This is a genomic window from Stackebrandtia albiflava, from assembly GCF_007994225.1.
GTDB classification, from domain to species: Bacteria; Actinomycetota; Actinomycetes; order Mycobacteriales; family Micromonosporaceae; genus Stackebrandtia; species Stackebrandtia albiflava.
The window spans coordinates 1-21,091 of the sequence record NZ_VLLL01000011.1 but is presented as its reverse complement, the minus strand read 5'-3'; the positions used below and the strand labels follow the sequence as shown (position 1 = coordinate 21,091).

The following is a 21,091-nucleotide window of genomic DNA, read 5'->3' as shown; positions in this document are numbered from 1 at the left end:
GTGGCCGCCGGGCAGGCTTGACAACCGGTCTCGACCGTGTGAGCGCAGCGAAGGGGGTCCCGCCATGCCGAAAGACCGCGACGAGACCGCCGAGGAGGTCTCCCGCGAGCCCGGCAAGGCGGCCGAGGAGTCCGACACCCGGTTGAACTCCCTGCAGATCGTGGCGGCCACCGCCGCCGCGACGACGGCCGCGGTCGTCGCCAACGCCATGGGCATCTACGGCACGGTCGTGGGTGTCGCGGTGGTCAGCGTGGTGTCCTCGGTGGCGACCGTCCTCTATCTACATTCGATGAACCGTACCCGGGAACGGTTGCGGCGGGTGCGGCGGCGTGGCGCGGCGGGCGCCGTGACGGTCACGGCCGAACCCGCCGGAGGCGACGGCGCTCCGGTGATCCGCCCGGCGGCGGTACCCGAGGCGGATCCGGCCGTTCCGGAGTCGACGCCGGTGCCGGGCCGCCGGTTCGCGTGGCGGCCGGTCCTGATCAGCAGCGTCGTGGTCTTCGTGTTGAGTATCGCCGCCCTGACCGGTATCGCCTGGTTGTCGGGCCAGCCGCCGGCGGCGTTCTACGGCGGCTCACCCGATTCGGGGGCGTCGACCGGTTCCCCCGACGACGGGGACGGTGGCGACACGGGGCCGTGGACGCCGCCGAGCGACGACGTCTCCCCGTCGCCGTCGGAGAGCACCGGTGAGCCGGAGGAGTCGCCGTCTCCGTCGGAGTCGGAGCCGTCCTCACCGCCGACGGGGGAACCCTCGTCGCCGCAGGAGCCGCCGTCGCCGTCGTCGGAGCCGCCCACGGACGACCCGGGTGACGGTCCGCAGGAGTGATCTCGCGCGCTGCCGGCACCTGGCGGCGGCCGGGCACGTCACCCGGGACGTACGATGGGGCGCATGTCTTCTGCCCCAGCAACGACGATCGAACAGGCGGTTCACGCCGCGCTGAGCACCGTCGACGATCCCGAGATCCGCCGCCCGATCACCGATCTCGGCATGGTCGAGAGCGTCGTCGTCGACGGCACCCACGCCGCCATCCGGATCCTGCTGACCATCGCGGGTTGCCCGTTGAAGGACACCCTCCGGAACGACGTGACGGCCGCCGCCCAGACGGTCGAGGGGATCGAGTCGGTGTCGGTGGATTTCGGCACGATGACCGACACGCAGCGGCGCACGCTCCAGGAGTCGCTGCGCGGCGGGGGTGGCGGCGAGCCGGTGATCCCGTTCAGCCAGCCCGGTTCCCGCACCCGGGTCTTCGCGGTCGCCTCCGGTAAGGGCGGTGTCGGGAAGTCCAGTGTCACGGTGAACCTCGCGGCGGCGTTGTCCGCGAAGGGCCTGTCGGTGGGAGTGGTGGACGCCGACATCTACGGCCACTCGGTGCCCCGGATGCTCGGCGCGGCCGACGCCCGGCCGACGGCGGTCGAGGACATGATCATGCCGCCGCAGGCGCACGGCGTGAAGGTGATCTCGATCGGGATGTTCACCAAGGGCAACGCCGCCGTGGTGTGGCGCGGCCCGATGCTGCACCGGGCGTTGCAGCAGTTCCTGGCCGACGTGTACTGGGGAGAGCTGGACGTCCTGTTGCTGGACCTGCCGCCCGGCACCGGTGACATCGCGATCTCGGTCGCGCAGTTGCTTCCGGGCGCGGAGTTGCTGGTGGTGACGACGCCGCAGACGGCGGCGGCGGAAGTGGCCGAACGGGCCGGGGCGATCGCAATGCAGACGCATCAGCGGTTGGCCGGTGTCGTGGAGAACATGTCGTGGCTGGAGACCCCGGACGGTTCCCGGATGGAGGTGTTCGGTGCCGGCGGTGGCGCGCAGGTGTCGGAGGCGTTGTCGCGGCGGCTCGGCCACCAGGTGCCGTTGCTGGGTCAGATCCCGTTGGAGCCGGCGTTGCGTGAGGCCGGTGACGCGGGTGTGCCGTTGGTGTTGACGGCGCCGGAGTCGGCGGCGGCGGCGGCGTTGCGGGGTGTGGCGGACCGGTTGGCGGTGCGGCGTGAGAGCCTGGCGGGCAAGTCGCTGGGCCTGTCGCCCCGGCGGGGCTGAGTCTCCCGGTCAGGATCCGGGTCGGGCGGACGCGACCGCGGCGACGCAGGTCGCGGCGGGGTCGAGCGGGTCCGTGTCCTCGGTCGTGACGACGCCGTGCCAACGCCGGCCGTCGGCGGTGGCCGCGGCGAACAGGTGGAAACCGGGTCCCCCGCCGCCGTGTCCGACGACGACGGGCGGGGTTCCGCCGGTCATGAGGCCGAGGCCGTATCCGGGCGGGTCGAGTGGGTGTCCGGGCGCGTCGACGGGCGCCGTGTCGCGCATCGCCGCGGCGAGGTCGTCGCCCAGTGCGCCCCGCATCATCAGGGCGATGCCTCGCGCGGTGTCGTCGACGCGGGCGGCGAAGGTGCCCGGGTACACCCAACCGGGGTGGTAGGCGCGCAGGTGCCCGGTCGTCGAGGGGTGGGTGCAGGCCGTCCAGTCGGCGGGTTCGGCGAACCGGTGCGCGGTGATCCCGAGGGGTGACAGCACCGTCGTGTCCAGGACGCCGAAGAGGGTGTCGCCGTGTGCCTCCTCCAGGCAGCGCCTGACCAGGAGGTATCCGATGTTGGAGTACCGGAAGCCGCCGGCCGGTGACGTCCGTGCCCGGGACAGGACCGTCTCCGGTGGCCACGGTGTCTCACGTGCGGCCACGGCGGCGCGGTAGTCGGGCCACCCGGAGTAGTCGTCGAGGCCGGAGCGGTGGGTCAGCAGGTCGTGGAGCCGGAGACCGGCCACGGGCGGGGGCGGGTCCGGGAGGTACGCGCTCACCGGCGCGGCGAGGTCGAGGGTGAGGAACGCCGCGGCGGCGGTGTAGGTCTTGGCGACGCTGTATACCGGGACGACCGGTGCGGGCGTGTCCACCGGGCGGGCGGGTCTCAGGTGGCGTCGGCGTCGTAGCGGTCGCCGGTGGCGGCCTTCTCGGTGTCGGCGCCGACCGCGGGCTTGGGCACCGTGGGGGCCTCGTCGCCTCCGGTGGTCGCCGAGACGTCGGCCTTCTCCGCCCGGGCGGCGCGGCCGGCCCGGGTGGAGCGCATCGCGGACGCGGTCTCGTCGAGGTCGCGTCGTACCCCGTCGGCGTCGCGTTTGAGGTCGCCGAGGGCGGACCGCAGCGGGTTCTTCAGCGCCTCCTCGTCGGCTTCGCTGAGGACGTGTTTGCGGATGAACGTCTTGGGGTTGAGGTCGGTGATGTCGATGTCGGTGCCGACCTCGCGGCTGATGTCGGCGGTGGCGTCGGAGGCCATGGTCCGCAGTTTGCGGACCATCTTGCCCAGTTGCTTCAGCATCTTCGGCAGCCGTTCGGGGCCGATGATGAACAGTGCCACCAGGATCAGGAGGAGGATCTCCCAGGCACCGAGGTTTTCGAACATCAACTGCTCCTTGAGGGCGGAAAGTCGTCGCCAGCCTACGCCGTGCGGTCGTTCCCCGGCAACACGTCACCGGGCGTCACGGATCAGTTGTCGGGCACCGATCGCAGCGTCACCTGTGCTTCGGCGGTCTCTCCGTCGCGTTCGTATCCGATGGTCACGGTGTCCCCTCCGCCGTACTTGAGCACCAGGGCGCGCAGGTGCACGTCGGACAACACGGGTGTGCCGTTGATGGAGCGGATGACGTCGCCCTCGGTGATGCCGGCCTCGGCGGCGGGGCCCCCGGAGTCGACGGACTCGATCTGGGCGCCGGGCACTCCGGGCCGGGACTGTTCCAGGGAGACGCCCAGTTCGGTGCGGGTGGCCTCGCCGGTGTCGATGAGTTCGGAGGCGATCCGCACGACCTGGTTGGACGGGATGGCGAATCCGAGCCCGATGCTGCCGCCCTCGCCCTCCTCGTTGGCGATGGTGTAGATCGACGACACGACCCCCACCAGGGCACCGCCCGCGTCCACGAGAGGGCCGCCCGAGTTGCCGGGGTTGATGGCGGCGTCGGTCTGGATGGCGGCGGTGACGGTGCTGTCGCGTTCGGACTCACCGGCGACGACCGGACGGTCGAGTGCGCTGACGATGCCGTCGGTGACGGTGTGGGACAGGCCCAGGGGCGCGCCGATGGCGATGACGGGGTCGCCCACGACCAGGTCGTTGGAGTCGGCGACGGCGACGGCGGGCAGCCCCGTGCGGTCCACCTTGATGACGGCGATGTCGGTGGACTCGGCGCCGCCGACGACCTCGGCGGGGATCTCGGTGCCGTCGTTGAACTGCACCGTCATCCGGGCGCCGTCGGCGTCGGCGAGGTTGGCGACGTGCTGGTTGGTGACGATGTAGCCCTCGGAGGAGTACACGAATCCGGAGCCGTTGCCGCCGCCCTCGTCGCTGTCGACCCAGATGGTGACGACGCTGGGCAGCAGTTGCGAGATTATGTCCTGATAGGAGCCGGCGGGCCGGTCGGTGTTGGGTTGGGTGACCACTCCGGTGCGGCCGCTGGAGGTGGCGTAGACGGCGAGGGCGGCCCCGATCCCACCGGCCAGCAGGGCCGTGACGACGGCGATGACGACGACGAGGCGCGTGGTGGGGGCGTGGGCGGGTTCGGGCGGGGCGGGGGGCTCGGTCGGGGGCAACACCGGCGGAGGGGTGTGCCGTACGACGGCGGGCGCGGCGGGGTCACGCCACGGGTCCGTGGCGGCGTCCTTGGCCCACCACGGCGACGTGGCCGGAGCGGGCGGCTGGTAGGGCTGGCGGGGTTGCGCCGGGTGGTCGGTCGACGGTGCCGCCCACCCGCTGGTCCGGTTCGGCTGCGGATTGCCGTCCACCATGGTGTCGTCCTCTCCTCGGCCGTCGGCGGATCGCCGCCGGTCACCCACCCTGTGGTTCGTATGATGCCCGCCCGCGACAAACCGGGCGCCTCGGGTCGGTGGGCGCCCCTCTCCCCGGCCGGCGTGTCACCGCGGTGGTGGAACGCCGAGCCGCTGGTCCGCAACCTCTCGCGCCGGCTCCGGAACGGCGGCGGGGCCGCCTTCCGGGCCGCGTACCCGGTGGTCGAAGTGACCCGATACACAGTCCACCGATCCTACCCGGTGGCCCGGGCGCGGAGCCGTGCCGTATCGAATTGCGCGGTGGTGCCCGCACGGCGACGGCTCCGGCGGCAAAATCCTCCCTGCCGCCGGAGCCGTCCGGTCGAGATGCACCACGGCCACTTCGCGTGGCGGGAAGCGCCGGTGGTGTGAATTCCGGGGTGTTGTCTTTCGCAAACCGGTAACAATAAGCCGTTGAGGTTTCGAAGCTCCTCGGACAAGGTGTCGACTTCGTCCTGGGTCATCTCGACCACCAGCCGGCCGCCGCCTTCGAGCGGGACCCGCATGACGATGCCGCGGCCCTCCTTGGTGACCTCCAACGGACCGTCGCCTGTCCGCGGTTTCATGGCCGCCATGTGTTGACTCCCCTCGACTCGTTGCCGCGGTACGCGGCTCTCATGGGTGGGACATTATGTCAGTCGTTCCAACTCGGTGCCGAAACGCTCGACGAACAATCTTCCCTGATGAGCACCTCGAATTCCAAACCACCCCGGCCGTGATGTGACGCCGACTTGAGATTCCGCCGGTTTTCTGTCACACTCGTCGCCTGCTCACCGACCCCGGCGCCGCTCGCACGACCGCCGCGCCGACCAGCCAAGACACCGCCGCGACGCCGTCCCTCGCGGCGCTCGACCCGCGAGGAACCGTCACCACGATGCACGCCCGCTCGGCGCTGTTCGATCTGTTCGGGGACCACCTCCGCCCGCGTGGCGGGCGGGCCCCGATCGCGGCGCTGGTGAGCCTGATGGCGCCGCTGGGCGTCAACGCGCCCGCGGTCCGCACGGCGGTGTCCCGGATGGTGAAACAGGGCTGGCTCACCGGCGTCACCATCGACGGGCAACGGGGCTACGCGTTGACGGTCAAGGGCACCCAACGGCTCGACGAGGCGGCGGCCCGGATCTACCGCACCCGTGACCCGGCGTGGGACGGCCGGCTCGACCTGGTCATGTTCTCGCCGCCCGGTGACCGGCGGCAACGGCACCGGTTGGCGGACGTGCTGCGGTTCCACGGTTACGGCCCGCTCGCCGCCGGCACCTGGATCTCGCCGTGGCGGTCGCGGGAACTGCCGCAGGTGTTCGCCGAGGCGGGCGTCGGCTACGACCGGTTCGCCGCCGAGCACCACGGCGACACGGTGTCGCTGACGCGGCGCGCCTGGGACCTGGACGCGCTGGCCGCGAGGTACCGGGAGTTCGTGGCGGTGATGGAACCGATGGTGTCGCTGGTCGGGACCGGCACGCCCGACCAGATCGCGTACACGGCGCGTTGCGAACTGGTGCACGCGTTCCGGGTGTTCCTGTTCTCCGATCCGCAACTGCCCGCGGAACTGTGTCCGCCACACTGGGCGGGCAGCACCGCGGCGGCGTTCTTCGACGCCCAGGCGGCCCGGCTGCGCCCGGCGGCGGACCGTTTCGTCGATCGTTGTCTACAGATGAGGTGAACCGATGACCGATGCAGTCCTGACGTCGCGCGAAGGCGGCCTGACGACCATCACGTTGAACCGGCCGCAGGCGTTGAACGCCCTGGACGTGGCCGTCAAGGAGGCCCTGCTGGAGGCCCTGACCGAGGCCGCCGCGGACCCGGCCTGCCGGGCGGTGCTGCTGGCGGGGGCCGGTGACCGCGGTTTCTGTGTCGGGCAGGACCTGCGCGAACACGTCGGGAACCTCGCGGGGGATGATCCGCTCGCCACGGTGCGCGACCACTTCAACCCGATCGCGCGCCTGCTGTTCACGATGCCCAAGCCCGTGGTGGCGGCGGTGCGGGGCGCGGCGGCGGGGGCGGGGGCGTCACTGGCGTTCCTGGCGGACTTCCGGGTCGGCGGTCCCTCGACCAGCTTCACGATGGCGTTCGCGGGGATCGGGTTGGCGGCCGACACCGGCGCCAGCTACACGCTCCCCCGGCTCGTCGGCACCGCCGTCGCCACGGAGATGTTGATGCTGAACCGGAAGGTCACCGCCGACCGGGCGCGCGAGCTGGGACTGCTGACCGAACTCGTCGACGACGACGCGGAGGTGCTGCCCCGGGCGACCGCGCTCGCCGCCCGGCTCGCCGTCGGTCCCACCCGGGCCTTCGCCGAGATCAGGCGGCAGCTTCGGCAGGACGGGGATTTCGAGGCGGCGTTGGCCGGGGAGGCCGACGCGCAGGCGGCGTGCGGGTTCACCACCGATCACCGTGACGCGGTGGACGCGTTCGTGGCCAAGCGGAAGCCGGAGTTCCAGGGCCGGTGAGGCCCGGTGCCTCACTCCTCCTCGGGGTCCTGATCGGACTCGACTCCGCCGACGTAGGCGAGCATCGCCATCTCGTCGGTCATCGGGGACACGAACACCGGCAGCTCGTCGGCGCCGAGGTTCTTGACGTACTCCCAGAATCCGGCGGCGGCCTGCGCCCGGTCACCGGCCTCGATCGGCATCGACAGGGTGACCAGCCATTGCCGCTGCGGTTCCGGGGTCTCGGTCATCGGGGTGTCCCTTCTGGTTCTCGGGTGGTGGCCACGTGGCATCCGGCCAGGTGGTCGTCCACCATGCCGGTGGCCTGCATGAGTGCGTAGGCGGTGGTCGGTCCGACGAACCGGAATCCGAGTCCCTTGAGCCGCTTGGCCATCGCGGTGGACTCCGGTGTGACGGCGGGGACCTCCGAGAAGTCGGCCGGTCGCGGCCGGCCCGAATCGGGAGCGTACGACCACAGTAGATCGGACAGCGATCCGGGAAGTCCCAGGACCGCACGGGCGTTGCCGACGGTCGCGGTTATCTTGGCGCGGTTGCGGACGATGCCGGCGTCGGCCAGCAGTCGCTCCACATCGGATTCGTCGTACTCGGCGATCCGGTCGAACCGGAAACCGTCGAAGGCGGCACGGAACGCCTCCCGCTTACGCAGGATCACGAGCCACGACAGTCCCGATTGGAACGCCTCCAGGCTCATCCGCTCGAACAACGCGACGTCACCGGTGAGCCGCCGCCCCCACTCGGTGTCGTGGTACGTCCGGTAGACGGCCGGAGCCACGCCCCACGCGCAACGCGCCAGACCGTCGTCCCCGGTGACCAGGTCGGTCACGGCGTCTTCCCCTCCTCGACGGAACCCACCTCGGCGTCCGGGTCCATCGCCGCGGTGGCACCGGTGTCGTCACCGAGCTCGCCCAACGCCTTGCGCCGGACGTCGCGCAACGAGTCGGCCTCGTCGCGCCGCCCGGCCCGCAACGCGCTGACCTCACCGGCCAATACCTTGATCAGTTCGTCCTTGAAGCCGACGTCGTAGGCCATCCTGGCGAACGCGTCGTCGACCTGGCTGGTGCGGTAGCCGCGCAGTCCCGTGTCGAACCGGGTCGCCAGCACGTCCGCCTCCGACAGCGGCCGGTCGGACGGCAGGTCCAGCGGCGCGCCGTCCTGCGACACCGGAACCAGTCCCGGGTCGTCGCCCGTCACCAGCACCACGATCGCGAAGGCGATGGCGCAACCGAGCACCAGCACCGCCGACACCAGGACCAACTCCAGCATGGTGAGCATCCTCGCATGCGGCGGCCACACCGGCCACCACCGCTCCCGGGCGGCCGCCGCGTCGAGGTCAGTCCGACAGGAACGCCGCCGCCACGGCCGCGAGACGCGCCGGATCGTCGGCCGCGCACAGCTCCCGGGCGGAGTGCATCGACAGGATCGGGATGCCGACGTCGACCGTCAGGATCCCCAGCCGGGCGGCCGTGATCGGGCCGATCGTGGTTCCACACGGCAGCGAGTTCCGGTTGACGTACGTCTGCCACGGCACCCCGGCGCGTTCACAGGCGGCGGCGAACACCGCACGGCCGAGGCCGTCGGTGGCGTACCGCTGATTCACGTTGACCTTCAGGATCGGGCCGCCACCGGCGATGGGCGGGTCGCCGGGCTCGTGCCGTTCGGGGTAGTTGGGGTGGATCGAGTGCCCGGTGTCGGAGGACATCACGACACTGTCGGCGAACGCCCGCGCGGTGTCCTCCACCGACGCGCCCCGCACCGCCAGGACCCGGTGGAGCACCGTCTCCAGGAACGGCCCCGCCGCGCCGGTGGACGACTCGCTGCCGGACTCCTCGTGGTCGAAGGCGGCCAGTACGGGGATGTGCGTGAGCGGCCGCCCGGTGAGCGCCGCCAGGGCGCGGGCACCGGCGTGCACCGACACCAGGTTGTCCAGGCGGGGGCAGGCCAGCAGTTCACCGTCCCGGCCGAGGTAGGCGGGACGCTGGACGTCGTGGACCATGAGGTCCCAGCCGGTGACCTCGTCGGCGTCGACGCCCGCGGCCTCGGCGACCACCGCGATCAGTTCGCCCTCGTGGGGTTCGCCCAGGCCCCACAGCGGGGTCATGTGGGTCTGCGCGTCCAGTACCTGGCCCTCGTTCACCTGCCGGTCGAGGTGGATCGCGAGCCTGGGGACCCGCAGCAGCGGGCGGTCGATCCGGGCCAGGTGGGTCTCACCGTCGCGGGTGACGAGCCGCCCCGACACGCCCAGGTCGCGGTCGAGCCAGGTGTCGCGGGGCACGCCGCCGTAGATCTCGACGGCGATCTGGCGCCACCCGGACCCGCCGGTGTCGGGTGTGGGCTTCACCTTCAGGGTGGGCGAGTCGGTGTGCGCGCCGAAGACACGGAAACCGGTGGTCCGGGTGGCGGTATCGGGTACCACCCAGGCGATCAGGGCACCACCCCTCACGACGTACCTGCCGCCGGGGCTGTCGTCCCAGGCGTCCCGCTCGGACAGGGCGGTGAACCCGGCCTCCGACAGGATGGCGGCGGCCTCGGCGGCGGCGTGGTAAGGGGAGGTCGCCGCTGCGGCGAATTCGATCAGGTCGTCGGTGTGGCGGCGATCGAAGGCAATCATCGTGCTGGTGGCTCCTGACAGTCGTGATGCGAACGCGGTCGAGCCTACGTGGCATCACCGCCGGCCGCCCCGACCGATCGGGATCACGGTGATCACAGTCCGGCCGCCTCCCCACCTTTCCCATCACCCCGAACCGCCTTGGGTGGGCACAGGCCCGCCTTGGGTGGGCACGGGCCCGCCTTGGGTGGGCACAGGCCCGGCGGAAAACGGACATCCGGGCCCATTCGAGGCATGTCGATGGGCCTGCCGCCACCCAAGGCGCGAAAAGGTGGGAGGACTCGGCGGCTCAGAAGCCGATGTCGATCGAGGTGCCCTCGCTGTCCTGCCAGTCGAAGTCGTCGTCCTTGTTGGCGCTCTGGATGACGTCGTCGCTGTAGTGCATGAGCCGTTCGCCGGAGTCCTTGTCGTAACGGCCGAAGACCGGCGGCAACGCCTTCTGCGCGGGCGTCCAGAGGGTTTCCTCGTCGATGTAGTCGTCGTCGGTGTCGGCGGCCTCGACGGGCTCGTCAAAACCCTGTGACCTACCGGACCAATCGTCCGAGTCGTATCGGGATGACGTTGACATGGGACCTCTGCTAACTGAAGGGAGACGAGCGGGTGTGTCAAGCCTAACCCGTCACCACCACCGGGGAGCGTGACGGATGCGGCACGGCACGCCCCGCGACGACGGGGAACGTGACGGCCGGGCCGGGTCGGCCGACCGAGCGGCCGACCGCCGTCAGCCCGCGTCGGCGGCTTCGCGAAGCCGTTCCGGCAGTCTCGCCCGGGCGTGCGCGGTGGTGAGCCGTATCGTGTCGGCCAGCAGGACCGCGCCCAACCCGACCGACTCCGGTGTCAGGTCCAGACGGCACAGCGCACCGGCGCAGTCGACCTCGGCGGTCACCGTCCCGTCCGAGGACACCGCCGTGGAACGCACCGACTCCAGCCGCCGTTGCAGGGCGTCGGCGTGCACGGCCTCCCGCTGCATGGCGCGGTCGAGTTCCGACACCCCCGCCGGGGACTCCGTCTCGTGCCCGTTCACCGCAGACCCGCCCGGCGGTTCGGCAGCCGGTCGCCCACCGGGTGGCTCGCGGTGGCCGCGTTGCCCTCGGCGACGGTGAGCGCCCTGCGGTACAGGCCCAGCACCGTGTCGGCGACGGCGTGGTGCCCGGCCGTCAGCGCGGCGTCGGTCAAGGCGAGTTCGAGTAGTTCCCCGGTGTGGTCCACCACTATCCGGTCTCCGGCGGGGGTGTCGGCGTCTCCCGGTGCGACGGGTCCGGCCGCGTCCACGCGGACACCCCGGCGAGGCAGCGAATCAGGACGTGACTCGGCGGTACCTGGCACATTTCCTCCCTGTGGTGCCCGCCGCGAAAGGTGGCCGCGGCGGGCACGTCGTGCGTGTCTTCGCAGGCCTAGATCTCCGGTGGGAGGTAGGCGGTCTGGATCTTGCGGTTTCCGTGTTTGCGGTCGACCAGCCAACCGCGTCCGGCGGGCATCTTGGACGCCTTGATCTCGCCCAGTACCCGGCCCTCGGCCTTGGGTGCGGATCCCTGGAAGCCGGGGGTGGCCAGGTCCTTCATGCGTCCCAGGATGCCGCTGTGCAGGTCGCGGCTGACACCACCGGTGCGCCGGGTCACGATGAGGTGGAGCCCGGTGTCGCGGCCCTGCGGCACGACCTCCATGAGCGGGGTGAGCGGGTTGCTGTAGCCGGACGCGACCAGGTCGAAGTCGTCGATGATCGCGAACATCTCCGGGCCGTCCCACCAGGAGCGGTCCCGCAGCTGTTGCGGCGTGACGTTGTCCGGGGCGGTCCGGCTCTTGGCCGCCGCCACCAGCGCCTGCACCATCTCGGTGGACTGTTCGCTGGTGGAGCAGTGCTTGACCAGGTACTTCTCCGGGACCGCACCCAGCAGGCTGCGCCGGTAGTCGAACAGCACGAACTGCACCTCGCGGGAGCTGCACCGCGACACCAGGGTCTTGATGAGCTGCCGCAGGAACGTGCTCTTGCCCGTCTCGACGTCCGACAGGTACATGAAGTGCGGATCGACGTCCAGTTCCAGGTAGACCGGCCGCAGGTTCGCCTCCGCGATGCCGATCGGGACGTGCCACTTGTTGGTGTACTCCTCGGCCCGCATCGCCTCGTAGGGCAACTGGGCGGGCAGCAGCCGCACCGCGGGGGCGGCGGGGCCGGTCCACGCGTCGCGGACCTTCGCCACGAGGTTCTCGATGCCCGGGGCCAGGTCGGTCCCGTCGGGCCGGCCGTCCACCCGCGGCAACGCGGTCAGCAGGTGCAGGCCGTCCTTGGTGATGCCCCGGCCGGGGCGTCCCGAGGGCACCGCCTCGGCCAGTTTCCGGGAGGCGTGCGAGTCGAACACGTCGTTGATCTTCAGCTCCAGCTTCGAGCCGAACAGGTCGCGGATGCCCGACCGGAACTCGCCCCACTTGGAGGCCGTCGCGATGACGTGGACGCCGTAGGACAGACCGCGTTGCGCGATCTGGGTGATGACGGCCTCGACGTCGTCGAAGTCCTGCCGCAACGTCTGCCAGCCGTCGATGATCAGGAAGATGTCACCGAACGGGTCGTCGGTGACCCGCCCGTCGGCGCGCATCTTGCGGTACGTGGGCATCGAGTCGATCCCCTTGGCCGCGAACCGCTGCTCCCGCGCCTCCAGGGCGTTGTAGACCTCCGCGGCGGTCCGGCGCACCTCGTCGCCGTCGAGCCGCTGGTAGACCGCGCCGACGTGCGGCAGGTCCCGGACCGTCGCCAAGGCACCACCACCGAAGTCGAGGCAGTAGATCTGCGCCTCGGCCGGGGTGTGGGTCAGGGCGAGACCGGCGACGATGGAACGCAACGCCGTCGACTTGCCCGACTGGGCGCCACCGGCGATCGCCAGGTGCCCCGAGGCACCCGACAGCTTCAGCCACTCCACGTCACGCCGCTGCTCGAACGGCTTGTCCACCAACGCGATCGGCACCGAAAGCGCGCCCTGCTGCTCGGGACGCGAGGTACCGAAACCGCGTTCCCGCGTGGTCGTCAACGGCAGCAACTCGTCCAGGGTCGGCGGGATGTCCAACGGGTCCAGCCACACCTTGTGCGCCGGAGTACCCTTACCCTCCATCTTGGACACGAGGATGTCCATCAGGGACTCGCCCACCGACTCGTCGTCGATGGCCTCGACGGGCTTCTCCTCCTTCTTCGGCTTGGGCGGCGGAGCCACGAACGACGCGGTGAACTCGCGGACCTGCGGGCCGCCCGCCGCCGCGATCGCCTTCTCGGCCGCGCTGCGCTGGTAGACGCCCGACACGTAGGAGGCGCGGAACCGGATCAGCGGCTCGGTACCGAACCGCAGGTAACCGTGACCGGGCGCCCGGGGAAGCTCGTAGGCGTCGGAGACACCCAGCACGGTCCGCGACTCGATGGCCGAGAACGTCCGCAGACCGATCCGGTACGACAGGTGCGTGTCCAGGCCGCGCAGCTTGCCCTCCTCCAGCCGCTGGCTCGCCAGCAGCAGGTGGACACCCAGCGACCGGCCCACCCGGCCGATCTGCACGAACATGTCGATGAAGTCGGGCTTGGCCGCCAACAGCTCCGAGAACTCGTCACAGATGATCAGCAGGCTCGGAAGCGGCGCGATCGGCGCCCCCGCCGCCCGGGCCTTCTCGTAGTCGCGCAGCGAGGCGAACTTGCCCGCCGACCGCAGCAGTTCCTGCCGCCGCAGCGTCTCGCCCTCGATGGCGTCCTTCATCCGGTCCACCAGGACCAGCTCGTCCGACAGGTTCGTGATGACCGCCGAGGTGTGCGGCAACTTGTCGAGCCGGGTGAACGTCGCACCACCCTTGAAGTCGACGAGCACGAAGTTCAACGTCTCCGGCGAGTGCACCGCCGCCAGCGCCAACACCAGTGTCCGCAGCGCCTCGGACTTACCGGAACCGGTCGCACCGATCATCAGGCCGTGCGGGCCCATGCCGTCCTGCGCGGACTCCTTGATGTCCAGGTCGACGGGGAGTCCGTCCGGGCCGACACCGATCGGCACGCGCAACCGGTCCCGGTTGGGGCGCGGCGCCCAGGCCCGCTCGGGGTTGTAGTCGTAGGGGTCGCCGATGTCGAGCAGGTCGGTGAAACTCAGGTTGCCCTCGAAGGCGCCGTCGTCGTCGGCGTCACCGCCGCCGGTGCTGAAGCTCTGCCGCAGCGGCGACAACCGGCGCGCCAGCGCCTCGGCCTCCGGCAGCGACAGGCTGTCCGGCTTGCGGATGTCGTCGATCGCGTCGACGGTCCCCATCCGCAGCATCCCGTTGTCCTGGTGCTGCAACAGCAGCAGACCGGGCTCCAACTGGCGGGGCGGCGGGGTGCTCAGGTCGAGGATCGTGACACCCTCCACGCCACCCTCGGTGGCGAGGTGGTCGGCGCCCTGTGTGTTCCCGCCGTCCATGATCACGATGACGTGGTGGCCGTCCCACGGCGACGACGCCGGGTTGAACCGGGGCCGGCCCGCCAGCAGCTCACCGAACCGCTCCTCCAGCTCCCGCAGCGAGTTGCCCATCAACCGGACCTGGCCGAGCGCGTCGGTGGTCTCGGGGTGCAGCACGTGCGGCAGCCACTTCATCCAGTCCCAGTGGCCCATGTTCGCCGGGGACGCGCACACCGCGACCAGCATCTCGTCGGGGCTGTGCCAGGTCGCGACCTGCGAGATCATCGCGCGCACCAGGCCGCGGCTGCGCTCCACCTCGCCCCGGAAGTACATCTTCGAGAAGCCGCGCAGGTCCATCGCCACCGGCAGGTCGTTGACGACCGCGTTGGTGTTGAGGAACCGCCGCAACGCGGCCGTGCACAACGGTTCCAGGTCCTCCACCGGCTTCGACGGTGGCACCCGGATCGGCGTCGCCAACTGCTGCGGCCCCAGGCCCATCCTGACGACCGCGAAGTCGCCGTCACCCGAGCGCCGCTCCCACAGGCGGCTGCTGCTCGCCGAACTCCACAACGTGTCCGGGTCGGGGTGCCGGTAGAACAGGCCGCGCCGCTGCTCCCGCCGCGTCTTGTGGACCTGCCGGCGCAGCTGGGCGAGCTTGCGCAGGAAGTCGCGCCGCAGTTGCAGCATCTCCTCCTTGGAGGGGCCGCGTCCCTGCGACATGTTCATGAAGACCATGCCCAGCATCGAGACGGCGAACAGACCACCACTGATACCGCGCAGCATGCCCATACCGGCGCTGCCGGTTCCCGAGGCCATCATCATCATCGCCATCGCACCGGCACCCGCCACCATCGGCAGCACCATGAGCATCGACTGCCAGTTCTTACCGGCGGGTGGCGGCAGCTCGGGCGGCGCCTCGACCTGGAGGTCGCCGTCGGGCAATTCCGGTGCCGGGCGCCGGGGGCGCTTCTTCACCATGACTAGACCCATGAGCGGATCGCCTCTTTCTGGCTCTCGTGGGGACGTTCGACAGCGGGAGTCACGTCGAGAAGTTCAAGGGTGAGCACACACTCTACGGTGACGGCGCACCATCATCAAAGCCCCTGTATCACCGGTCCACCCGCTGGCGGATAGCCGATAGTCTGAAGGACCTGACGTCACACCGCCACACCAGGTGGGTGTCCGGCAGGCGGTGACTCCGGTTCACGTGGCAGTATGCGGCACATCGCCGAAGGTGTGGCGCGCTCCACGCGCCGCGGCGTACGCCACCCCCACCCCCTCGCGGGGAGCGGACCGTTCCCACCGGCGGGAGACGCCGGGGCGGGCGGGGCCGACGGCCGCGGATCGGAACCACCAACCGAGCCCATAGATGTAAGGAACATTGACGGTGACCACGGCAATTCGTACCGGCCTGACGCGGATCACGGTCTCCGCGCCACGACGGCGTATCGACCTCGTGCTACCCGACCACGTTCCGGTCAGCGAACTGCTGCCGACCGTGCTCGACTACGCGGGGGAGGGCGCGGCCGACGACGCCGAGAAGCACGGCGGTTTCGACCTGCGCCGCGCCGACGGCAAGACGATCAACCCCTCGCAGTCCATGGCGATGCAGCAGATCCGCGACGGCGAGATCCTGCACCTGGCACCCCGGCACGCCGACTGGCCCGAGGGCGAGTACGACGACGTCGTGGAGGCGATCGCCGCCGGCGCCAAGGTCCTCGGCAAACCCTGGGACGGCAACCACACCCGCGTCACCGGTCTGTCGGTCGCGGGCGTGGCCTCCGCGTTGACCCTGTACGGACTGTTCAACGCCGGCCCGCCCGTCAGCGGCACCTGGCTGTGGCCGGGGGTCGCGGGCATCGTCGTGGCGACGGTGCTGCTGGTCATCGGCGTGGCCCTGTCGCGCGCGACCGGCGACTCCCAGGCCGGCGCGACCCTGGGCGGCCTGGCACTGCCGTTCGCGGCGCTGGGCGGTTACACCGTCCTCGGCGGCGGCTACACCATCGCCGAGTTCGGGACGCCGCAACTGCTGGTCGCCTCCTCGGCGGTCCTGATGTTCAGCATCATCGGCTTCTACGCGGTCGGCGAGGGACTGCGGGTGTTCGCCGCGGGCGTGTTCGTCGGGTTCATCGGCCTGATCGCCTCGGCCCTCAGCTTCACGAGTTGGACCTCGGACGGTGTCGCGGCGGCCTCGGTGTCGCTGGTGGTGGCGTTCCTGCCGTCCATCCCGGTGCTGTCGATGCGGTTCGCGAAACTGCCCATGCCGGAGCTGCCGACATCCGCCAAGGAACTCATCAAGGACACACCCAACCCGCCGAAGGAGGAGATCTTCGCGAAGGTGCTGCGCGCCGACGAACTCCTCACCGGCCTGTTGATCGGCGCCTCCATCTCGACCGTGCTGTGCCTGTACGTGGTCGACCGGGACGGCTTCCCCGCCGCCGCGCCCATCCTGGTGGCGGTCGTCGCCTGCGTGTTCCTGCTGCGGGCGCGGTTGTTCCCGGCGGTCCGGCAGCGGGTGCCGCTGCTGGCGGCGGGCCTGCTGGCGTTGGTGATGCTCATCGACGACACCGTCGGCCTGTTCGGTGAGGGACTGCAACTGCTGGGCCTGCTGGCGGTCGTGGTGCCGCTGATCGCGATCGGCACCGCCGCGGGCCTGCTGTACTCCAAGCGGGCGCCGTCGCCGTACATCGGCCGCATCGCCGACATTGTGGACATCATCCTCATCGTCGCGGTGGTCCCGGTGGCCTGTACGGCCATCGGCCTGTTCACCTTCTTCCGGGGACTGACCGCCTGACCATAATTCATCCATCGTTCACCGTGGACCGGCCGCGTGCCGGTCCACGGCCGTCTCCGCAGGTGAACCGGCTTCTCCGGTGCGGCAGTGGTTTCGGGTGAATCCCCGGTTCGTGCCGTCTCGGATCGGGGGCTGGCGTGCCTTGACAGGGGGCGGTACTGTCGTCTGCAACACGTTCACCGGGTGTCACACCCCCTAGCGAAACCGAGGCAACCATGTCAATGGAATCCGATCTCATTGCGATGCAGGACGGCGCCGACGCCGCCCTGCTCGGTGGCGAGGAGATCGCCAAGTTCGCCGGTCAGATGTTCTCCGACCTGGAGTCCATGAAGTACGACCTCGTGGGTCAGGGCGGCCGGGCGTTCCAGAACGTGCAGGAAACAATGCGCGTCAACCTGGACATCATCGACCGCACCCTCAACCAGGTCGGGAACGGTATCAAGGACTCGAGCCTGAACTTCAACAACGAGGACGACACCAACTCGCGGACCATCGAGAACTCGCTGGGAACCGACGCCGTCGCCCTGCTGACCAACGGTCAGTGATCACCCGTTCACATCCCTACCCGGAATCGATTCTTAGAAGGAGATCACAATGGGTGATCTGATCAGGTACAACTACGTCGGCATCAAGAACGGCCAGGACGCCATCGACAAGTTCATCATGCAGATGGACATGGAGCTGGACGCCATCGAGAGCAAGCTCAAGCCGCTCGACACCGGTGAGGCCTGGAGTGGCTCCGACGCCCAGGTCGCCTACCACGACCTGAAGTCGCAGTGGCGCGCCGCCGCCGGCGCGATCGCCGAGTCGCTGGTCGCGCTGAAGGTCGCGCTCGGTGAGGGCTCCGAGGGCATCCGCGCCGCCGACGTCCGTTCCGCGGCCTACTTCGGCGGATAAGCCTCCTGGGCTGAAGGCGTCGCCACGACGCCGACCGTGCATTGACGGCGCCCCGTACGATCCCATCGTGCGGGGCGCCGTCGCGTGTCCACCCCTCCGGAACCGCCACCGGAGCGCAGGCCGGACGGGCTCCGCCCGATATCGTGTTACCGACGCCGGCACACCCTCAAGGAGAACCCCACATGGCCACCCGACGGGATCAGTTGCAGAGCTACCAGTTCCTGCTGCAACGCGTGGTATCGGCCCTGGTGTACCGCAGGACCGACCCCGCCGAGTCCCCGTTCCGCCGCGCAGGCGGCGCCGTCTTCGCCGGAATCATGATCAGCATCCTGGCACTGGCCGTCACGGCACTCATCGGCCTGTTCGCCAGCTTCGGCAAGGACGAGACCTGGTGGAAGGGGAACTTCATCGTCCTGGAGGAGGAGACCGGCACCAAGTACGTGGTGTTCCCGTCCGAGGAGCAGGCCACCGACCAGTTCCCGCAGAAGCTCTACCCCGTCACCAACTTCGCGTCGGCGGCGCTGCTGGCCGGCACCACGGCGACCGTCGAGGTGAGCCAACGCTCCCTGACCGGCGAGGGGATCGACGGTGAGGTCCCGCCACGTGGCATGCCGGTCGGCATCGTGGGCGCCCCCGACTCGCTCCCCCTCCCCGAACACCTGCTCGCGGCGCCGCTGTTCACCGTCTGCACCGACCCGACGCAGGAGGAGAACGCGGCGATCTCACTGCTGTACGTGGGCGAACGCCTCACCAGCGGCACCCCCATGGCGGCCAACCAGGCCCTGCTGATCAACGAGGGCGAGGAGGTGTACCTGGTTTCCTCCGGCGGATACAAGCACCTCATCCCCGACCCCGAACTGACGCTCAGCGCGCTCGGCCTGGCATCGCAGCAGCGGGCGATCGTGGCACCGGCGTTCACCAAGTCGCTCCCCTCGGGTGAGAACCTGGAGGTCCCCGCCGTCAGCGGCATGGGCGAGGACTCCGGCATCTCCGGCGCGAAGGTCGGCCAGGTCATCGAGAACACCGCCGGCGGAAACACCGAGTACTACGTGGCGCTGCGCGACGGTGCCGCTCCCATCAGCCCGCTGCAGGCGGAGCTGTTCATGGGCGCCACCGGCCAGTCCCAGTACCTCTCCGGCAACGCCGCCCAGGAGGCGTCGGCCAGCGTCGGCGAGAACCTCCACATGTTCCTTCCCGACCGTGACGACGAGGCGGCCTGGCGTGCGGCGCTGCCGACCGAGATCCCCACCGTCCCGGACAACTGGGCGGCCTCCCCGGCCTGCGTCGGCTTCGACGGCGACGAGCCGGGCATCGAACTGTCCGCCTCTCTCCCGGTGAACCCGGGGATCGAGACGCAGCGCCTGTCGACCGAGGGCGAGGTCTACGCCGACCGCATCGTCGTGCCGCCGGGACGCGGCATGCTGGTGCGCACCGGCGGCACCGAGGGCGCGTTCTCGCTCATCGTCGGCGGCCAGAACTTCCCGATCGTGATGCCCACCAAGAACGAGGAAGCCCGGTACGAGATCGTCGCGGCTAAAGACCCGTTGTCCGCCATGGGATACGAGCCCTCCCACGCCGTCGTCATGTCGGCGGGCCTGTTGAGCCTGGTGCCGCAGGGCGCGGCCCTCGACCCGCAGGCGGCGATCGAGACGGCGTTCGCCAACGACAAGGAGCCCGAGGAATGAGACTCGTCCCCCGGCTCGCCGCTCTGACCGTATCGAGTGTGGCCGCCGCCGGCCTGCTGGTCGCGTCACCGCAGCCCGCGTGGGCCGGCGACGACTGCGAGAACAAGCCTCGGGACAGCGTCGTCGCCGACGAGGTACCCGACGCCAACCTGTGGCCGCAACGGCTTCTGAAGCCGGAACTGGTGTGGCCCAACGCCACCGGCGAGGGCGTCACCGTCGCTGTTCTGGACTCGGGTGTGCAGGCCGATCATCCGCTGCTGGACGGCAAGGTCGACTCCGGCAAGGCGTACATCGACGTGGAGTCCACCGACAAGGACGAACAGAACCTCGGCGACGGCGCCACACGGGACTGTGTCGGTCACGGCACGGCGGTCGCCGGCATCATCGCCGGCAGCGAATCGCCGGAGAACGGCTTCCACGGTATGGCGCCCGACGCCCGGATCCTTCCCATCCGGATCGCCAACACCGTCCCCGCCGACCAGGACGACGCCAACGAGGACAAGGACGACAACATCCTCGTCGACCAGAACGACTTCGCCGCCGCCATCGACTACGCGGTCTCGCAGGACGTCGACGTCATCAACATGTCGCTGAAGTTCTCCGTCGACCACCCGGTGATCGCCGAGGCCGTCGCCGCCGCCGTGGACGCGGGGATCGTGCTCGTCGCCTCGGCCGGCAACGAGGGCAACATCGAGGAGGACCCCGAGGCGGCCACCACGCCGTCGTACCCGGCCGCGTACGAGGGCGTGATCGGTGTCGGAGCCGTCAACTCCCACCTCGTCAAGACCGCCGAGTCGCAGTGGGGGCCGTGGGTGGACGTGGTGGCTCCCGGCCTGGAGATCGGTGCGCCGCAACACGACGGGAACTTCCAGATCGCCTTCGGCGGCACCTCCAGCGCGGCCGCCTACGTGGCGGGTACCGCCGCGCTGCTCGTCGAGATGTACCCGGACTGGACGCCCGAGGAGATCGCGATCCAGATCATGGGCACCGCCAGCAGCGTCGCCGGCGCCACCCGCTCCGACCAGTACGGGTACGGCATGGTGGACCCGGTGCGGGCGGCCACCGAACGACTCAGCGGTTCCGAGCCCGAACCGGTGCTCAGCATGGACCCGCCGGTACTGACCGAGCAACAGGTGCAGAACCAGGAGTTCGACGCGATGGCCATGCGGTGGGCGACGTCGGCCGGCGTGGCCGCGCTCGCGGTGTTCACCGCCGCCCTCCTGGGGGTCGCCGCGTTGCGGCGCGGCAAACGCGCGCGGTGGCGGATCGGCCGGGCGTCCAGAGAGGACATGATCGAACCCGTCGACGACGGCGACCCGATCGCCCTGTTCCAGGGCATCAAGGGACTCAAGCAATGACGTGGAGGGGGCCGGCGGTCATGTGAACTGGTCCCTGATAGTTGGACCGGTTATTGAAGGTTAGGCCGCGAGGGTCTGGGCCCGGTACTCGACCGGGCTCAGACCCTCTAGTCGTGTG

General features: G+C 70.3%; 20 protein-coding genes and 1 pseudogene. 9 read left to right on the top strand and 12 right to left on the bottom strand.

Features of this window, described 5'->3' with window-relative positions:
- The first annotated feature begins 64 nt into the window (after nucleotides 1–64).
- Both LX16_RS26795 and LX16_RS24605 read left to right on the top strand, forming a co-directional pair.
- Entirely contained in the window at nucleotides 65–826 is a 762-nt protein-coding gene (locus LX16_RS26795; RefSeq protein ID WP_158645730.1) for a hypothetical protein, read from the top strand.
- A gap of 54 nt (nucleotides 827–880) precedes the next feature.
- Nucleotides 881–2,038 (top strand): Mrp/NBP35 family ATP-binding protein, encoded by a 1,158-nt coding sequence (locus LX16_RS24605; RefSeq protein WP_147144192.1) that lies wholly within the window; start codon nucleotides 881–883, stop codon nucleotides 2,036–2,038.
- A gap of 9 nt (nucleotides 2,039–2,047) precedes the next feature.
- On the opposite strand, the gene LX16_RS24600 is transcribed toward LX16_RS24605, so the two are convergent.
- From LX16_RS24600 to LX16_RS24585, 4 genes and pseudogenes are all read right to left on the bottom strand, one after another.
- Nucleotides 2,048–2,881: a serine hydrolase domain-containing protein gene (locus LX16_RS24600; RefSeq protein ID WP_158645729.1), complete on the bottom strand. Its 834-nt coding sequence runs from the start codon at nucleotides 2,879–2,881 to the stop codon at nucleotides 2,048–2,050.
- A gap of 14 nt (nucleotides 2,882–2,895) precedes the next feature.
- Nucleotides 2,896–3,387, bottom strand: a complete 492-nt coding sequence (tatB, locus tag LX16_RS24595; protein WP_147144189.1) for a Sec-independent protein translocase protein TatB — start codon at nucleotides 3,385–3,387, stop codon at nucleotides 2,896–2,898.
- 83 nt (nucleotides 3,388–3,470) lie between these two features.
- On the bottom strand, nucleotides 3,471–4,760 hold the full coding sequence (locus LX16_RS24590) for a S1C family serine protease (protein ID WP_147144186.1): 1,290 nt from the start codon (nucleotides 4,758–4,760) through the stop codon (nucleotides 3,471–3,473).
- 449 nt (nucleotides 4,761–5,209) lie between these two features.
- Nucleotides 5,210–5,374 (bottom strand): annotated as a pseudogene (locus LX16_RS24585) (DUF3117 domain-containing protein); the annotation flags it as partial.
- Nucleotides 5,375–5,673: 299 nt separating this feature from the next.
- Here LX16_RS24585 and LX16_RS24580 point away from each other — a divergent pair.
- Both LX16_RS24580 and LX16_RS24575 read left to right on the top strand, forming a co-directional pair.
- On the top strand, nucleotides 5,674–6,456 hold the full coding sequence (locus tag LX16_RS24580; protein ID WP_147144182.1) for a PaaX family transcriptional regulator: 783 nt from the start codon (nucleotides 5,674–5,676) through the stop codon (nucleotides 6,454–6,456).
- A 4-nt stretch (nucleotides 6,457–6,460) separates the two neighbouring features.
- A complete protein-coding gene (locus LX16_RS24575) occupies nucleotides 6,461–7,243 on the top strand; it encodes an enoyl-CoA hydratase-related protein (protein WP_147144179.1) in 783 nt (260 codons plus the stop codon).
- A gap of 11 nt (nucleotides 7,244–7,254) precedes the next feature.
- Here LX16_RS24575 and LX16_RS24570 read toward each other — a convergent pair whose 3' ends face one another.
- The 8 genes from LX16_RS24570 to eccCa form a co-directional block, all read right to left on the bottom strand.
- Nucleotides 7,255–7,473: a hypothetical protein gene (locus LX16_RS24570; RefSeq protein ID WP_147144176.1), complete on the bottom strand. Its 219-nt coding sequence runs from the start codon at nucleotides 7,471–7,473 to the stop codon at nucleotides 7,255–7,257.
- The gene (locus LX16_RS24565) at nucleotides 7,470–8,066 is read right to left on the bottom strand and encodes a DNA-3-methyladenine glycosylase I (RefSeq protein WP_147144173.1); all 597 of its coding nucleotides are present in this window, start codon (nucleotides 8,064–8,066) and stop codon (nucleotides 7,470–7,472) included. Before LX16_RS24565 ends, LX16_RS24570 begins: the two co-directional genes overlap by 4 nt.
- The gene (locus LX16_RS24560; RefSeq protein WP_244615969.1) at nucleotides 8,063–8,506 is read right to left on the bottom strand and encodes a DivIVA domain-containing protein; all 444 of its coding nucleotides are present in this window, start codon (nucleotides 8,504–8,506) and stop codon (nucleotides 8,063–8,065) included. The genes LX16_RS24565 and LX16_RS24560 overlap by 4 nt, the downstream gene beginning before the upstream one ends.
- A 67-nt stretch (nucleotides 8,507–8,573) precedes the next feature.
- Complete coding sequence (locus LX16_RS24555) at nucleotides 8,574–9,851, bottom strand: M18 family aminopeptidase (protein ID WP_147144171.1); 1,278 nt, start codon at nucleotides 9,849–9,851, stop codon at nucleotides 8,574–8,576.
- Nucleotides 9,852–10,137: 286 nt separating this feature from the next.
- Nucleotides 10,138–10,416: a hypothetical protein gene (locus LX16_RS24550; RefSeq protein ID WP_147144169.1), complete on the bottom strand. Its 279-nt coding sequence runs from the start codon at nucleotides 10,414–10,416 to the stop codon at nucleotides 10,138–10,140.
- Between the two features lie 153 nt (nucleotides 10,417–10,569).
- Nucleotides 10,570–10,872, bottom strand: coding sequence for a YbaB/EbfC family nucleoid-associated protein (locus LX16_RS24545; RefSeq protein WP_147144168.1), 303 nt, complete (start codon nucleotides 10,870–10,872; stop codon nucleotides 10,570–10,572).
- The gene (locus LX16_RS24540; protein WP_147144165.1) at nucleotides 10,869–11,120 is read right to left on the bottom strand and encodes a hypothetical protein; all 252 of its coding nucleotides are present in this window, start codon (nucleotides 11,118–11,120) and stop codon (nucleotides 10,869–10,871) included. Before LX16_RS24540 ends, LX16_RS24545 begins: the two co-directional genes overlap by 4 nt.
- Nucleotides 11,121–11,242: 122 nt before the next feature.
- A complete protein-coding gene (gene eccCa, locus LX16_RS24535; protein ID WP_147144162.1) occupies nucleotides 11,243–15,229 on the bottom strand; it encodes a type VII secretion protein EccCa in 3,987 nt (1,328 codons plus the stop codon).
- A gap of 397 nt (nucleotides 15,230–15,626) precedes the next feature.
- On the opposite strand from eccCa, the gene eccD reads away from it, so the two are divergent.
- From eccD to LX16_RS24510, 5 genes are all read left to right on the top strand, one after another.
- Nucleotides 15,627–17,033, top strand: a complete 1,407-nt coding sequence (gene eccD, locus LX16_RS24530) for a type VII secretion integral membrane protein EccD (RefSeq protein ID WP_158645728.1) — start codon at nucleotides 15,627–15,629, stop codon at nucleotides 17,031–17,033.
- Between the two features lie 215 nt (nucleotides 17,034–17,248).
- Nucleotides 17,249–17,578 (top strand): hypothetical protein, encoded by a 330-nt coding sequence (locus LX16_RS24525; protein WP_147144156.1) that lies wholly within the window; start codon nucleotides 17,249–17,251, stop codon nucleotides 17,576–17,578.
- 49 nt (nucleotides 17,579–17,627) lie between these two features.
- Nucleotides 17,628–17,930: a WXG100 family type VII secretion target gene (locus tag LX16_RS24520; RefSeq protein WP_147144153.1), complete on the top strand. Its 303-nt coding sequence runs from the start codon at nucleotides 17,628–17,630 to the stop codon at nucleotides 17,928–17,930.
- Nucleotides 17,931–18,112: 182 nt separating this feature from the next.
- On the top strand, nucleotides 18,113–19,615 hold the full coding sequence (eccB, locus tag LX16_RS24515; RefSeq protein ID WP_147144150.1) for a type VII secretion protein EccB: 1,503 nt from the start codon (nucleotides 18,113–18,115) through the stop codon (nucleotides 19,613–19,615).
- On the top strand, nucleotides 19,612–20,973 hold the full coding sequence (locus tag LX16_RS24510; RefSeq protein WP_147144147.1) for a S8 family serine peptidase: 1,362 nt from the start codon (nucleotides 19,612–19,614) through the stop codon (nucleotides 20,971–20,973). The genes eccB and LX16_RS24510 overlap by 4 nt, the downstream gene beginning before the upstream one ends.
- Nucleotides 20,974–21,091 lie beyond the last annotated feature (118 nt).